The sequence below is a fragment of the Rhodococcus sp. NPDC060086 genome, assembly GCF_042730275.1.
Taxonomy (GTDB): domain Bacteria; phylum Actinomycetota; class Actinomycetes; order Mycobacteriales; family Mycobacteriaceae; genus Rhodococcus.
Genome location: NZ_JBHWWZ010000012.1, coordinates 1 through 13,638, shown reverse-complemented (window position 1 = coordinate 13,638; position 13,638 = coordinate 1). Strand labels below are relative to the sequence as shown.

The window sequence follows — 13,638 nt, the reverse complement described above, 5'->3', positions numbered from 1 at the left end:
CGGGGTCATCGGGCGAGATCGGCGCGCAATCGCGGCTCGTCGACCTCCCAGTAGCTGTGCTCCCTGCCGTCGAGGAGCACCACAGGCAGCCGGTCTCCGAACTCGGCCCGCAATTCAGGGTCGGTGGCAGCAGCTTCGTCCACATCGATGCAGGTGACCTGCAGCCCGTACTCGGTGCACAACTCCTCGAGGAGAGTGCGCGCAGGCCCACAACTACCGCACCCGGCACGAACCAGGAGCGTCACCTCATGAGCGGATGCAGGGGTCCCGGCCGCGCCGGAGTGTCGATCGGTCATGGCCTCCACTCTGCGACATCGACCCCGGAGACGAAGGTCACACCCACGGATCGCCCGAACGTCGAACCCTGATAACGCATCCACCACGGGCTACTCTTGCGGCGGGGTCGTGCATTGGGCTGTGACGATGCGGTTGCACGACCGTCACGACACGGGAGGTGCGGGTGCCTGAACGTTCGTTTCCATACGGGCGGGGTATGGGTGAGACGTGGGCGCGCATCATTCGCCCCGGCAGGCGTCTTCTGTCCCGCAAATTCGGCCCGAGCGAAGAAGAGGTACGCGCGAATCTCGCCGGCGAGGCGAGCGCCGACGCCGCTCTCGCCCTGCACGGCGCCCGAAGCGAACCCGCGATCGACACCCGCTCCGAGACCGATACCCGCGATACAACCGACCTGACCGCAGCAGCATTCTTCGACGTCGACAACACGATGGTGCAGGGCGCGTCGATCATCCACTTCGCCCGCGGCCTCGTCGCGCGGAACTACTTCCGAAAGACCGACCTCTTCGAGTTCGCGTGGCAGCAGGTGAAGTTCCGGATCACCGGCAAGGAGAACAGCGACGACGTCGCGAGCGGCCGCGACAAGGCCCTCTCCTTCGTGCAGGGCAGATCCACCGAGGAACTCCGGCGGCTCGGCGAGGAGGTCTACGACGACATCATCGCCGACAAGATCTGGCCGGGCACCCGCATGCTCGCGCAGATGCATCTCGACGCAGGTCAGCAGGTGTGGCTCGTCACGGCGACCCCCGTCGAACTCGCCGACGTCATTGCCAAGCGCCTGGGTCTGACGGGCGCGTTGGGCACCGTCGCGGAGTCCGAGGACGGTGTGTTCACCGGCCGTCTCGTCGGCGACATCCTGCACGGACTCGGCAAGGCCCACGCCGTGCGCGCCCTCGCGATCCGCGAGGGCCTGAATCTCAAACGTTGCACCGCGTATTCCGACAGCCACAACGACGTGCCGATGTTGTCGCTGGTGGGCACGCCGGTCGCGATCAATCCCGACCCCGATCTCCGACAGGTAGCGCGCACCCGGGGTTGGGAAGTACGAGACTTCCGCACAGCACGCAAGGCCGCGAAGGTCGGTGTGCCGACGGCACTCGGCCTCGGCGCGGCGGGCGGCGCAGTCGCCTTCGTCCTCGGGCGACGCCGCGACAGGGCTGCCTGACCACCCCCGCCTGAAACGCGCCGGTTCGAGATGCTCTCCTACCCGAGGAACACGTTGCGGCGATGGGTGAGCAGCTTGTAGAGGGTCTGCTGGATCACTTCACGCACGTGGTCGGTGACCTCGAACAACACCATCGGATCGTCGGCCGCTGCCTCGTCGTGGACATCCGTGGCGATGGGTGTACCGAACTCGATGTACCACTTGGACGGCAGCGGCACCGCACCGAGCGGGCCGAGCACCGGAAAGAGTGGCGTGATCGGGAAGTAGGGCAGACCGAGCAACCGCGCGAGCGACGTGAGGTCGGCGATGTTCGGGTAGATCTCCTCTGAGCCGACGATCGAGCACGGAATGATCGGCGCGTGGGTCTTCAGGGCCGCGGAGACGAACCCGCCGCGTCCGAAACGCTGCAGTTTGTAGCGCTCCTTGAACGGCTTACCGAGCCCCTTGTACCCCTCCGGGAAGACGGCGACGACCTGGTCGTGGGAAAGGAGTCGTTCGGCATCGGGATGGCACGCCAGGGTGTGCCCTGCCTTACGAGCCACCGTGCCGACGACCGGCATGTCGAACGCGAGATCGGCTGCGAGCATCCGCAGCGGCCGGTGCGCGCGGTCGTGCACGGCGACCGAGGTCATCAGGGCATCGACGGGCAAGGTGCCCGCGTGATTCGCGACGATGAGTGCACGACCGTCGGCCGGAATGTTCTCGATCCCTCGGACCTCGACGCGGAACCACTTGTCGAACAGGGGACGCAGCGCAGGGATGAGGATGTTGTCGTTGAAATGCGGGTCGAAGCCGAAGTCGTCGACATCGTAATCACCGGTGATCCGCCGCCTGAGGAATTCGGCTCCGCCCGTGATGTGCCCGATCAGGGCGGTGCGCAGGTCGTCGAGGAGACCGTCGACAGCCGTGTGCTGCGGTTCGGCGCTCCCGGTCGCAGACCCCTGCGACGGGTGCGCGGCGAAGGACTCCTCGGACCGCCCCTGAGCCGGACGCCGAGCCCCTGCATGTCGACTCCCCGCGTGCAGCGGTATGACCTTGGCAACCTGAGTCATCGCACCTCCGTCCGCTCCCCGAGTGCGGAAAGCAACATCGATTCGGCCTTGTCGACCCATTCGGACTTCACGATGCGGGACATACCGATTCCGCGCGCGAAGTCGTCGAGGGCTTCCTTGGTGGTCCAGCGCGGTTCGAATCCGAGTTCTTCACGCATACGTCTCGTGTCGAGTCCGCAACCGAAGTGGAAGTAGTCGAGTTCTTCCTTCGTGAACGACTTCATGACCGATCCCACGAGGGCATGGCCCAGATTGCGGAACAGGCCGTAGGGCATCGGCACGGTCAGACCGCCGGCACGACGCACCGCCTGCGACATCATCACGATGCCGTCGCCTGCCACGTTGTAGGTGCCGGACGGCCCGCCGAGCGTCGCGCATTCGAGCGCGCCGAGTGCGTCCTCCTCGTGCAGCAACTGCAGTCGTGCATCACGCCCGAGGACATTGGGGACCAGCGGTGAAGTCAGATAGTTCGACACCGATCCGGGCAGGCGATTGCCCACCGTGGGTGCGAGCCGCAGGATCGTGGTGGCGATGTCGCTGCGTCGCCGCGCCAGACCTCGCAGGTAGCCCTCGATCTCGATCATGTCGCGGGCGAACGCCCCGGTGGGACGGCGTCGAGCGCTCATCTCCTCCGTGAACTTGGCGGGATCCTTGGCGCTCGACCCGTAGACGACCGACGACGACCGCAACACCACACTGCGCACCGAGGGCGCTTTCTGGCACACCGCGAACAGCTGCATCGCGCCGAGAACATTCATGTCCTTCATTGCGGCGCGCGCGCCGGATTTCGGCGCCTTGGTGACCGCCGACGCGTGCACGACGGTATCGACGTTCATGTTTCTGATGACCTTGCCGATCAGCGGGTTCCTGATGTCGGCGAGGACGAATTCGGCGCGTCCCATGCGGCGGTGCATGTCTTTGGTGGGCGACTGGTTGTCGACGGCGATGACGCGTTCGATGTCGGGGTTCTGCGCCAGTCTCGTGACGAGGTAGCCGCCGAGGAACCGGCTCGCGCCCGTCACCAATACGACACTCGGCGGTTCGGCCTGTCGGCCACGTGAAGTCACAGCACCCCCTGCTTTGCAGAACATCTCCGTCGTCGGCCCCACCTCGGCCACGAGGACGGTATGCGGTCCAACAATACGGTGACATCGGCGACACCGCATGACACCTGGGTAACCGTCGAGTTGCTAGTGCAGATACGGCGAATGCCCGCCACCATGAGTGACGGGCATTCGCTCGGCAGTACTGCTACCGGCAGTGACTCACTTACCGTGACCGGCAGTGGCCTACTTGCCGAGTTTCCTACGCTGCACGCGAGTGCGGCGGAGCAGCTTGCGGTGCTTCTTCTTCGACATGCGCTTGCGGCGCTTCTTGATCACAGACCCCATGTGGGCATCCCTCGCGTTCTTATAGCGTTCCTGCGCACGCCGGTGACGTACGCCTTCTTCTGTCGGACGCTGGGCCTCGTGGTGACGAGGTCAGTGCCTCACGACACCGGCTGACCGGTACGACGAATTGCAATCGTACCGGTGCAGGAACGACCGGATGAAATCGAGGTCCGCTCCGTGCTTCCACAGCCTTCCGAGCCGGCTTATCCGACGTCGAAATATGATGTCTCGAGATAGTCGTGAACTGCCTTTGCGTGCACGCGGAACGAACGTCCGACGCGCACAGCGGGCAGTTCACCGCTGTGTACGAGCCTGTACACGGTCATCTTCGACACCCTCATCAACGACGCCACTTCGGCGACCGTCAGGAATTGGGTACCTGCGAGGACCGACTGTCCGTCTTGGGGTTGACCCTTCGACGGTGTATTTCCTGAAACCATTACACACCTCCGGCACGTCCGCGCCGCCGGCTTCCCCTCCGGCGGAACAGACACGCACGTGCTCATTCGAGCTTAGCGTGACGAATGGTTCCTGTGCGACGATGACGGTCACCAATTTCACTTCTGCCACACAACTGCGGCGTGTCGCGGGGCGCAACGCCGGTTGTTCGACTATTCGGAACGGGCGCCGAGCTGCACCGATCGCTGCCGTGCAGCCTCGAGAGCGTCGTAGAACGCAGTCCGCACCCCACCCCGCTCGAGTTCCTTGATCGCGGCGGCCGTCGTGCCCCCGGGCGACGTCACGGCCGCACGCAGATCCGCAGCGTTCTCCCCGGACTGCGCGAGCATCGCCGCCGACCCGGTCATGGTCTGCACCACGAGGTCCGTCGCGACGGTGCGGCCCAGCCCGAGCGCGACACCGGCGTCGATCATCGCCTCGGCGACGAGGAAGAAGTATGCGGGTCCGGAACCCGAGACCGCGGTGACCGCATCCATCTGCGATTCGGATACCACAGAGACGGCTCCCACCGACCCCAGCATCTCGCGCACGATGTCGAGGTGCTCGCCCTTCGCGTGACGCCCTGCGGCAAGCACGCTCGCGCCCTGCCCGACGAGCATCGGGGTGTTGGGCATCACTCGGACGACGGGAGACCCCGCGGGGAGCTTGTTCTCGTAGTGCGCGGTCGCGATGCCCGCGACAAGCGAGACGACGATCTGCTCCGAATCACTGTCGAGGTCGGCCGAGGCCACGTCCGCGATCACGGCATCGACATCACCCGGCTTGACCGCGACGACGATGACGTCGGCGCCCTCGGCGGCATCGGCAGTACTGTCGGTGACACGAATCGCATACGCACGAGCCAGTTCGTCTGCTCGCTCGGGCAGCTTCTCGGCCACCACGAGGTCCTTGGTGGCGTAGCTGTTCTGCAACAGCCCCGAGATCAGTGCCTCACCGATTCTGCCGCCACCGATCACCGCAATTCTCGTCATGGATGACAGCGTGCCACGGGCCACCTGTGTGGCACGCATCGCAGTCCCGTAGTCGATCTTCGGTCGGCCGACCGGCCCGTCAGCGTCGGCCGACCCACTCGTCAGCGCGGAATCATCGCGAGCTGGCGGGACTGCACCACGACCGCGCCCGTCGAATCGACCACCGTGTGATCCGACTCGAACCACGTCTGCCCGAGCACGATGCTCTCGTTCGTCAAGCGCAGCCAGCCCGGCGCAGGAAGCGCGCGCAGGTACGCCGTCAGCTGCACGGTGGGGGCCCACCCGAACATGCCGCGGTTCATCGTCACGGGCGCCGAGATGTCGCCCGCCATGAGGGCGAACAGTGCCACCGTGTCGAGGTGCGCCTCGTCGGCGGGACGGAGCTTGGTCCACATCGCGATGCGCGGATCGCTCTGGTCGCCGCGCAGGAACCCTGCGGTCGACACGTCGACGCGCATGTCGACGGAACCGCACAGGTTCACGATCTGCCCCATCGGGTGAGCAGGGGTGATCACCACCGCATCTTCGGTCGGCAGCGCGGGTAACACGGTTGCCGGATGCGGCACGGTGTACCGCGGCTCGCCGATGTCGGGAACACCCAACGTGACGTTCGCGCGCACCGCGATCCGGCCGCCCTGCCCGAGTTCGGTCTCCACCACGGAGACCTGCTTCCCCAGCTTGCGGACCACGGTGGTGATCTCGACGTCGCCGGGGTCGGGTGCGGACATGAAGGACGCGCTCACCGCGAGGGGCTGTGCCGCCGGGTCGGCTCCGGCCTCGATTCCGGCGCGGCGGGCCGCGGCGGCGCTCACCGCGAGCATGCATCCACCGTGAACCTTGGGTCCGATGGTCCAGGTGGGCGCGATGTGTGCCGACCACGCGCCCTCGCCGGTGGCCGTGAGTGCGGTCAGATCACGGAAAGGATGGTCGGTGGTCACTGTGTCTCCTGCGGGTGTCGATCGGGCTGGGTGCAGCCGGAACTGCCTGGGTCGGCTGCTGTAGAGAAGGTCCGGGCGGCGCGATGTTGGTGAGCGAGGCGACGCATCGCCGCGAGCACCGGTTCGTACAGCGCTGTGCCGAGGACGGCGGCTTCGACGGTCTCCTGACGGGAGGTCGTCGGAAGGAGATCCACGTCGAGGTCCGCGATCCCGCGGATGTGCTCGCCGTAGACGTCGATGCGTCGATCGGACATGGTCAGGCCGGCCGAGTCGAGCGCCGAGAGCGCGCGTTCGAGTTGGGCGACGGCAGTGAATCTCGGGTCGTACAACTGCCCGAGTCGCTCGAGCAGTGCGCGCGTGCGCGGGTACTCGGCGTCTGCCGAGTCGTCGGCCCCGGAAAGGCTGCCCGGGTACGGCGGGAGCGCCATGACCGCCTTGCCGAGGGCGACGAACAGATCCTCGCCCGGATCTTCGACGAGCGCGACGACCACCTTGATCTTGTCGAGCGGAAGCCCCTGACCTACGAGCGCACGGACCAGACCGAGTCGTCGTACGTGTGTGTCGTCGTATTGCGCCTGCGTCGCGCTCGTTGCGCGACCGGGCATCAGAAGTTCTTCGCGCAGGTAGTACTTCACGGTGGCCAGCGGCACGCCGGTGCGCGCCGCCAATTCCGAGATCCGCATGATCGCCTCCGATTCCTCTTGACATCGGATACTACAGCTATCCAGTATTGGATATTCCAACTATCCAATCTAGGGACAGAGGCACTCCATGCATTCCTTGCTCGTCATCGTTCTCGGAGCGACCCTGCTGACCGTTGCAGGTATCGCATTCGGGGGAACTTTCCTGCTCCGCATCGCAAACGGCGGCGTAGCCACCAACGACCTGCAGAAGTCCTTCTTCCGGGCCGGACATGCCCACGCCGGAGTCCTCGTCACGCTCGGGATTCTCGTGGCCGTCGCCACCCACGTCACCGGCGCATCACCGGGATGGTCGGCCACCGGCTCCATCGCCGTGCTGGCCTCCGCAATCCTCGTCCCGGCCGGGTTCTTCCTCTCGGTACTGGGCGCGAATCCCACACGGCCGGGCCGGATGATGTACTCGGTGTGGCTCGGCGCCGCATCACTGACCGCCGGCGTCGTGATCTCAGGTGTCGCGGTCCTCGCTGCCGGCATCAGCGCCATCTGATCCAGGCGCATCGACTGCAGGCGTCTCAGCGCCGGGAATCCGGGCAACTTCCGCTGCGCGCGGGTGCGCGGGACGCGTGGTGATCGCGCTCTGCGCCGGACGATCGAGATGCTTTCGGGCGAACGAAAGCGCCCGGCCGAGCATCACCGACCGCTCGGCCCGGGTACGCGCGCTCTGCGTACTCACTTCGAGCACCACCTGGCCGGAGAAATCACTGTCGGCGAGTTGCCGGCACACCTCGGCGCACGGCTGGTCACCTGCACCCGGGATCATGTGTTCGTCCACCGACGACCCTCGACCGTCCGCGAGATGCAGATGGTTGAGACCCTCCCCCATCCGTGCGGCGAGCGCGAGTGCATCCATTCCGGCGGTGGCGGTGTGCGACAGGTCCAGCGTGTAGTGATCGAATCCGGTGTCGGTGGGATCGAGCGACGGACTGTACGCCGACACTGCGGGACCGGGGCCCCCTCGACGACGCAGACGGTTCGCGCCGCGGCCGCGGAACAGCACGTCCGCACGCATCGGATACATGTTCTCGACCGACACCGACACGTGGCTGCCCTGCTCGAGAGTCTTCACCTGATCGACGAAGCCCTCGGCGTATCGGCGTTGCCAGCGGAACGGCGGGTGCACGACCACCGTCGACGCACCGAAGATCTCGGCTGCCTCGACCGACCGTCGGAGCTTCACCGTGGGATCGGCGCCCCAGACGCGCTGAGAGATGAGCAGACACGGCACGTGTACCGCGAGCACAGGAACCCCGTACTTGCGCACGAGCCGCTGTACCGCCCCGGGGTCCTGGCTCACCGGGTCGCCCCACACCATGAGTTCGACCCCGTCGTAGTCGAGGTCTGCGGCGAACCTGAAGGCCGCCTCGGTGTTCTCCGGGTACACCGAGGCCGTCGACAGCCCCACCGGAATGCGCCGCGCCGTCACCATGAACGCGGCCTCATCTGTTGGGTAGTAGGAACAGCAGCGGACCGAATGCCACGAACGCACCCACCCCGACTGCGATGAGCTGGCTGGTGATGTCGTCGGTGCGGCGCAGGACCCGCACCAGAGCCACGAGGCCGACGATCACCAACAATGCAAGACCGAACGCCACCCAGGGCATCATGTCCCACAGCTTCTCGAAGCCCTTGAACAACAACCCGCCGACGACGATCGCGGCGATGCTCTCGCCGATGAGCAGAGCCCACTGTTTGACGCCGCCCTCGGACTTGCCGACGCCGTCGTCCGCGGTGGCGCCGGGCTTGCTCCTGCCGGGCTTGCTCTTCGCCGAGGATGCACGCGATGACTCGGGATCATCCTTCGACGCGGCCTTACCTCTCGAGGTGGTTTTACCACTCGACGCGGCCTTGCTCTTCGAGGTGGCCTTGCTCTTCGACGATGTCTTGCCCGTCGACGATGTCTTGCCCGTCGCGTTACCGCCGTCATCGCCCTTCGCCACACCGATGGTGTCGGTGTCGTCGCCATCGTCGTCGGCGCCGGTTCCCTGAAGGTCACTTGCGGGGCCCGAGAGCAACCGTGGCTCCGGAGCGCCGGAGGCCCGCGGCGGCGGTGACGGTGACGGTGACGGTGACGGTGACGCAGTCACCGGCACCCCTACGGTGTCCAGGTGTGCGCGCGCGCGACGCGGCAGAGCCTCCGGACGGATGATCTCGGTAGGCGACTCGACCTTGGCGCCGTCCGAGATCGTGGTGGGATGGTCCTCCACCGGAGCTTTACCGAATGCAGCCTTGCCGATGGCCGATTTTCCGCCGGCGGGCTTTCGCACCGCGGGGGTCACCGTCGTCGCGTCGACGACGGCCGCTCGCGGAGTGATCGTGGTCAGTTCGTCGGCAGACGGTGGCGCAGTTCTCGACGGTGCTGCAGTCCTCGACGGTGATGCAGGGGTCGACAGCGTCGGCCTGGCGACCTTCGGGGTCTCCGGCACGACCGGTTCGACCCGGGGGGTCTCGGGAACAGCAGGCTCCACCTTCGGCGTCTTCGGTGTGGCCACCGCGGGCACCTGCGGACTGCCGCCCTCGCCGGCCCCCGACTCCACGGCAGGCTCAGGGTCTGCAGGCACACGGGTGATCGGAATCTCGCCGGTCAATTCGGCCACGGAGATGCCGCCGGCAGTGCCGCGACGACGGCGGCCACCGCCGCTGCTGCGCGACCCAACCTTCTTGCCGTTCCGCGCGAGCAGTTCTGCTACCGAAATCTGTCCGGTATCCGTGCTCTTACTGTCGGTCACTTGGATGCCACCACCAATTCCCCGCCCATCTCAGTGTCGAGCTTCCGAAGAATCAAACCCTCACGCAGCGCCCATGGACAGATCTCCAGGGTCTCCACCCCGAGCGCCCGCATGCTCGCTTCGGCCACCAATGCGCCCGCGACGAGCTGCTGAGACCGGTCCGAACTCACGCCCTCGAGCTCCGCACGGTCCGATGTCGTCATCCGCGAGATGAACGCGATCAGCTGTCGTAGGCCGCTCGCGGTCAAGGTGCGTCGTACACGGATTCCCGCGGACGACGGTGCTGCACCTGTCAATCGTGCCAGTGTGCGGAAAGTCTTGGAAGTAGCGACGGACAGATCCGGATCTCCGGCGCGACGCAGATGCTTCGTCGGCTCCACCAGTTCGGCATCGAGCCAGTCGCGCAACGCCGAGATGCGACGCTTGCCGGGCGGGTCCTCCCGGAACCAGTCGCGGGTCAGGCGACCTGCACCGAGCTGCAGCGAATACGCCACATCGGGGTCTTCATCGCCGCCGAAGGTCAGTTCGAGCGAGCCGCCACCGATGTCGACATTGAGGATGCGGCCTGCGCTCCACCCGTACCAGCGGCGCACCGCCAGGAAGGTCAGGCGCGCTTCGTCGACACCCGACAGAACATCGAGGTTCACGCGGGCTTCGTTCCTGACCCTGGCGAGCACCGCCTCCGAGTTCCCTGCGTCGCGGACCGCCGAGGTTGCGAAAGCCATGAGCTCACCGCACCCGGAGGTCGAGGCGATGGCGGCGAACTCCCCTGCTGTCTCCACGAGTCGATCGGCACCGGCCACCGTGAGGTTGCCGTCGTCGTCGATGTTCTCGGACAACCGCAACGTTGCCTTGGTCGAGCTCATGGGTGTGGGGTGACCGCCACGATGGGCGTCCACCACCAGCAGATGAACTGTGTTGCTTCCGACGTCGAGTACCCCTAGGCGCACATGGATACGGTACTGGGTCTACCGTCGAGGACTGTGACAGCAGGTATGTCCGGCGCTCAGCCCAAGATCGTTCCGGCCCCAGAAGTTCCTCTCGACTTTCCACGCGAGTGGGTCGAGTTCACCGACCCCGACAACAACGAACACATCATCGCCGCCGACATGACTTGGCTGCTCTCCCGGTGGACTTGCGTGTTCGGGACACCCGCGTGCCAAGGCATCATCGCCGAGCGACCCGACGACGGATGCTGCTCGCACGGTGCCTTCCTGACCGACAGCGACGACCGGAAGAAGCTGGCCGGTGCAGTGAAGCATCTCACTTCCGACGACTGGCAATTCATGGAGAAGGGGCTCGGCAAGAAGGGGTTCCTCGAGGAGGACGAACTCGAGGACGAGCCCGCACTGCGCACCCGCCGATACAAGGGTGCATGCATCTTCCTGAACCGTCCCGGCTTCGAGGGCGGCGTGGGGTGCGCACTGCACAAGATGGCGTTGCGTCGCGGTATCGAGCCGCTCGAGATGAAGCCGGACGTGTGCTGGCAGCTCCCGATCCGCCGTACCCAGGATTGGGTGGAACGACCGGACGGCACCGAGATCCTGCGCACCACGGTCACCGAGTACGACCGGCGTGGCTGGGGTGAAGGCGGTCACGACCTCGACTGGTACTGCTCCGGCTCCCCCGATGCGCATGTCGGCGCGAAGCCGGTGTGGCAGTCGTACGCGCCAGAACTCCGTGAGCTCCTCGGGACACCCGCATACGACGAACTCGCTCGCCTGTGCAGGCGTCGCGAGGGGCTGGGATTGATCGCCATCCATCCCGCGACCACAGCGGCCGAGCACCACCACTGACCGTGCGTGGTTTCGGTAGCGTGCGCTACCGGAACCACGCACCGGGCGTCGACCCTCCGGCTTGTCTCAGCCCTCCGGCTTGTCTCAGCCCTCCAGCTTGTATCCCAGGCCCCGCACCGTCACCAGGTGCTGCGGCTTCGCCGGATCTGCCTCGATCTTCGACCTCAGCCGCTTGACGTGGACGTCGAGCGTCTTCGTGTCGCCCACATAGTCGGCGCCCCACACTCGATCGATGAGCTGCCCTCGGGTCAGCACACGGCCCGAGTTGCGCAGCAGGTACTCGAGCAGATCGAACTCCTTGAGCGGTAGTGCGACGTCCTCGCCGTCGACCTGCACGACGTGCCGGTCGACGTCCATGCGCACCGGACCGGCTGCGAGGACGGCGTCGTCCTGACCGATCTCGACGTCCGGGTCGGCGCCGCGCCGCAGGACCGCGCGGATCCGGGCGATGAGTTCTCGCGCCGAGTACGGTTTGGTGACGTAGTCGTCGGCGCCGAGTTCGAGTCCCACGACCTTGTCGATCTCGCTGTCGCGGGCGGTCACCATGATGACCGGCACCCCCGAACGGCTGCGCAGCTGTTTGCACACGTCGGTGCCACTCATTCCCGGCAGCATCAGGTCGAGGAGGACGATGTCCGCCCCGCCCCGGTCGAACTCTGCCAACGCTGTGGGCCCGTCGCCCGCGATGGTGGTCTCGAATCCCTCCTTGCGTAGCAGGAATGCGAGCGGATCCGCCAGCGACTCCTCGTCCTCCACGATCAGCACACGCGTCACCGTTGCGTCCTCCGTTGCTTTCTGGATCGAATTCCACCCGAGTGCGGGTGCGGTTCCGGTCGGACTCATTGTCCGACCGCAGTATCGTGCCGCGATGCGGCGGGCTCATCGTCGCCCTTCTCGAAATGAGCCGGGATGAGCAGGGTGAACGTCGAGCCGGTTCCCGGCTTGCTCCACAGCACGATGTCGCCGTAGTGGTTGGCGGCGACGTGCTTGACGATCGCCAGACCCAGACCGGTGCCTCCCGTTGCCCGCGACCGGGCCTTGTCGACGCGGAAGAAACGTTCGAACACACGCTCCTGGTCCTGTCGCTCGATCCCGATTCCCCGATCGGTGACCGCGACCGCGACACACCCGTCACGAAGCGATCTGCTCACCGTCACCGGGCTGCCCGGCGGGGAGTAGGCGATCGCATTCTCGATGAGGTTGGTCAGCGCGGTGACCAGCAGGAGGTGATCCCCGAGCATCTGGTATCCGGTCGCGCGATCGGTGTTGATCTCGATGTTCGCGTTCTCGGCGGTGAGCCGAGTGCGGTCGAGAGCATCCTCGATCACCGTGTCGACGTCGACTTCCTCGAGATCCGGAAGCTTCTCCGCACCCTGGAGCCGCGACAAGGCGATCAACTCGGTGACCATGTTGCCGAGCCGCGTTGCTTCGCTCTGGACCCGTTGCCCGAAGTGCCGCACACTCTCGGGATCGTCGATGGATTCGAGCAGGGCCTCCGCGAGCAACGCCATCGCCCCGACCGGTGTCTTGAGTTCGTGGCTGACGTTGGCGACGAAGTCGCGGCGGGTGGCTTCCATCCGCACCTGCTCGGAGTCGTCGAAGGCGTAGAGCACCACGAACCGTGGGTCGTCGTCGAGCAGCTTCTTGGCGACGCAGCGCACCGCGACACGGTCGCGGCCGTGCGGGTTCTTCCGGCTCAGGTCGAGTTCGACGGTGTCCCCGTCCTCGAGCACCCGGCCTGCGGCGATCCATGCGCGGTCGTCGAGAAGTCTGCGGCTGACGAGGCCCAGCTCCTCGGCGCGCGGGTTGAAGAGGATGACGTCGTGGAACTTGTCGACGACGGCGATGCCGGTGGACGAGCCGTACACGACACGGTCCAGCACGGTGGCCATCGTGAGTTCGTCGTCGTCATGACGGTCCCGACGACGACGCGACCACAGCAGTGAGGCGGCGAGCAGTGCGCCCAGGATTGCGGCGACCACGGCCACCAGGACGACCTGCAGAACATTCACAATTCGAATCGTAATGACACCTGACCGTGCAGCAACAGCGGGTCGTCAACGCTCTCTGCACGTCACGGGCTATTTTTCAGGGGTTGGCCCGGTGTTCACCTGGAATTTGCCGGACCCCGCGCGACGATATGTC

16 protein-coding genes are annotated in these 13,638 nt (G+C 66.1%); 3 read left to right on the top strand and 13 right to left on the bottom strand.

The features are described from left to right. Positions 1-5: 5 nt before the first annotated feature. On the bottom strand, positions 6-296 hold the full coding sequence (locus ACFWB0_RS09840; protein WP_378490257.1) for a glutaredoxin family protein: 291 nt from the start codon (positions 294-296) through the stop codon (positions 6-8). Positions 297-493: 197 nt separating this feature from the next. Here ACFWB0_RS09840 and ACFWB0_RS09835 point away from each other — a divergent pair, with 197 nt between their 5' ends. Further along, the gene (locus tag ACFWB0_RS09835; RefSeq protein WP_378490256.1) at positions 494-1,459 is read left to right on the top strand and encodes an HAD family hydrolase; all 966 of its coding nucleotides are present in this window, start codon (positions 494-496) and stop codon (positions 1,457-1,459) included. Positions 1,460-1,497: 38 nt separating this feature from the next. Here ACFWB0_RS09835 and ACFWB0_RS09830 read toward each other — a convergent pair whose 3' ends face one another. The 7 genes from ACFWB0_RS09830 to ACFWB0_RS09800 all read right to left on the bottom strand — a co-directional run bounded on the left by ACFWB0_RS09830 (position 1,498) and on the right by ACFWB0_RS09800 (position 6,953). Beyond that, positions 1,498-2,511, bottom strand: a complete 1,014-nt coding sequence (locus tag ACFWB0_RS09830) for a lysophospholipid acyltransferase family protein (RefSeq protein WP_378490255.1) — start codon at positions 2,509-2,511, stop codon at positions 1,498-1,500. Then, a complete protein-coding gene (locus ACFWB0_RS09825) occupies positions 2,508-3,602 on the bottom strand; it encodes an NAD-dependent epimerase/dehydratase family protein (RefSeq protein WP_378490347.1) in 1,095 nt (364 codons plus the stop codon). The genes ACFWB0_RS09830 and ACFWB0_RS09825 overlap by 4 nt, the downstream gene beginning before the upstream one ends. Positions 3,603-3,800: 198 nt before the next feature. Beyond that, on the bottom strand, positions 3,801-3,902 hold the full coding sequence (locus ACFWB0_RS09820) for a 30S ribosomal protein bS22 (protein WP_003402602.1): 102 nt from the start codon (positions 3,900-3,902) through the stop codon (positions 3,801-3,803). Between the two features lie 203 nt (positions 3,903-4,105). After that, positions 4,106-4,342, bottom strand: coding sequence for a helix-turn-helix domain-containing protein (locus tag ACFWB0_RS09815; protein ID WP_054719598.1), 237 nt, complete (start codon positions 4,340-4,342; stop codon positions 4,106-4,108). Positions 4,343-4,513: 171 nt separating this feature from the next. After that, positions 4,514-5,332, bottom strand: a complete 819-nt coding sequence (gene proC / locus ACFWB0_RS09810; protein WP_378490254.1) for a pyrroline-5-carboxylate reductase — start codon at positions 5,330-5,332, stop codon at positions 4,514-4,516. Positions 5,333-5,433: 101 nt separating this feature from the next. Next, positions 5,434-6,270 (bottom strand): thioesterase family protein, encoded by an 837-nt coding sequence (locus ACFWB0_RS09805; protein WP_378490253.1) that lies wholly within the window; start codon positions 6,268-6,270, stop codon positions 5,434-5,436. Next, positions 6,267-6,953 (bottom strand): MerR family transcriptional regulator, encoded by a 687-nt coding sequence (locus ACFWB0_RS09800; protein ID WP_378490252.1) that lies wholly within the window; start codon positions 6,951-6,953, stop codon positions 6,267-6,269. Before ACFWB0_RS09800 ends, ACFWB0_RS09805 begins: the two co-directional genes overlap by 4 nt. An 88-nt stretch (positions 6,954-7,041) precedes the next feature. Between ACFWB0_RS09800 and ACFWB0_RS09795 the strand changes: the two genes are divergently transcribed. Next, on the top strand, positions 7,042-7,458 hold the full coding sequence (locus ACFWB0_RS09795; protein ID WP_378490251.1) for a hypothetical protein: 417 nt from the start codon (positions 7,042-7,044) through the stop codon (positions 7,456-7,458). Here the strand turns inward: ACFWB0_RS09795 and ACFWB0_RS09790 are convergent. From ACFWB0_RS09790 to ACFWB0_RS09780, 3 genes are read right to left on the bottom strand one after another with little or no spacing between them, the layout of a single operon-like run. Then, entirely contained in the window at positions 7,417-8,397 is a 981-nt protein-coding gene (locus tag ACFWB0_RS09790) for a sugar phosphate isomerase/epimerase family protein (protein WP_378490250.1), read from the bottom strand. The genes ACFWB0_RS09795 and ACFWB0_RS09790 overlap by 42 nt on opposite strands. Positions 8,398-8,407: 10 nt before the next feature. Beyond that, entirely contained in the window at positions 8,408-9,697 is a 1,290-nt protein-coding gene (locus ACFWB0_RS09785; protein ID WP_378490249.1) for a hypothetical protein, read from the bottom strand. After that, a complete protein-coding gene (locus tag ACFWB0_RS09780; RefSeq protein ID WP_378490248.1) occupies positions 9,694-10,647 on the bottom strand; it encodes a hypothetical protein in 954 nt (317 codons plus the stop codon). Before ACFWB0_RS09780 ends, ACFWB0_RS09785 begins: the two co-directional genes overlap by 4 nt. Positions 10,648-10,692: 45 nt before the next feature. On the opposite strand from ACFWB0_RS09780, the gene ACFWB0_RS09775 reads away from it, so the two are divergent. After that, positions 10,693-11,493 carry a hypothetical protein gene (locus ACFWB0_RS09775; RefSeq protein WP_378490346.1) on the top strand — a complete coding sequence of 267 codons (801 nt, stop codon included), beginning with the start codon at positions 10,693-10,695 and terminating at the stop codon, positions 11,491-11,493. Positions 11,494-11,577: 84 nt separating this feature from the next. Here ACFWB0_RS09775 and ACFWB0_RS09770 read toward each other — a convergent pair whose 3' ends face one another. Together ACFWB0_RS09770 and ACFWB0_RS09765 are read right to left on the bottom strand one after the other, a co-directional pair. After that, positions 11,578-12,267, bottom strand: a complete 690-nt coding sequence (locus ACFWB0_RS09770) for a winged helix-turn-helix domain-containing protein (RefSeq protein WP_378490345.1) — start codon at positions 12,265-12,267, stop codon at positions 11,578-11,580. A 65-nt stretch (positions 12,268-12,332) separates the two neighbouring features. After that, positions 12,333-13,505 (bottom strand): sensor histidine kinase, encoded by a 1,173-nt coding sequence (locus ACFWB0_RS09765; protein ID WP_378490247.1) that lies wholly within the window; start codon positions 13,503-13,505, stop codon positions 12,333-12,335. Between the last annotated feature and the right edge of the window lie 133 nt (positions 13,506-13,638).

Excerpts from the sequence above, each read along its gene's own strand:
- ACFWB0_RS09840 (WP_378490257.1), bottom strand. The coding sequence starts at position 296 with ATGACCGATCGACACTCCGGCGCGGCCGGGACCCCTGCATCCGCTCAT.
- ACFWB0_RS09835 (WP_378490256.1), top strand. The coding sequence starts at position 494 with ATGGGTGAGACGTGGGCGCGCATCATTCGCCCCGGCAGGCGTCTTCTG.
- ACFWB0_RS09830 (WP_378490255.1), bottom strand. The coding sequence starts at position 2,511 with ATGACTCAGGTTGCCAAGGTCATACCGCTGCACGCGGGGAGTCGACAT.
- ACFWB0_RS09825 (WP_378490347.1), bottom strand. The coding sequence starts at position 3,602 with ATGTTCTGCAAAGCAGGGGGTGCTGTGACTTCACGTGGCCGACAGGCC.
- ACFWB0_RS09820 (WP_003402602.1), bottom strand. The coding sequence starts at position 3,902 with ATGGGGTCTGTGATCAAGAAGCGCCGCAAGCGCATGTCGAAGAAGAAG.
- ACFWB0_RS09815 (WP_054719598.1), bottom strand. The coding sequence starts at position 4,342 with ATGGTTTCAGGAAATACACCGTCGAAGGGTCAACCCCAAGACGGACAG.
- proC (WP_378490254.1), bottom strand. The coding sequence starts at position 5,332 with ATGACGAGAATTGCGGTGATCGGTGGCGGCAGAATCGGTGAGGCACTG.
- ACFWB0_RS09800 (WP_378490252.1), bottom strand. The coding sequence starts at position 6,953 with ATGCGGATCTCGGAATTGGCGGCGCGCACCGGCGTGCCGCTGGCCACC.
- ACFWB0_RS09795 (WP_378490251.1), top strand. The coding sequence starts at position 7,042 with ATGCATTCCTTGCTCGTCATCGTTCTCGGAGCGACCCTGCTGACCGTT.
- ACFWB0_RS09790 (WP_378490250.1), bottom strand. The coding sequence starts at position 8,397 with ATGGTGACGGCGCGGCGCATTCCGGTGGGGCTGTCGACGGCCTCGGTG.
- ACFWB0_RS09775 (WP_378490346.1), top strand. The coding sequence starts at position 10,693 with ATGTCCGGCGCTCAGCCCAAGATCGTTCCGGCCCCAGAAGTTCCTCTC.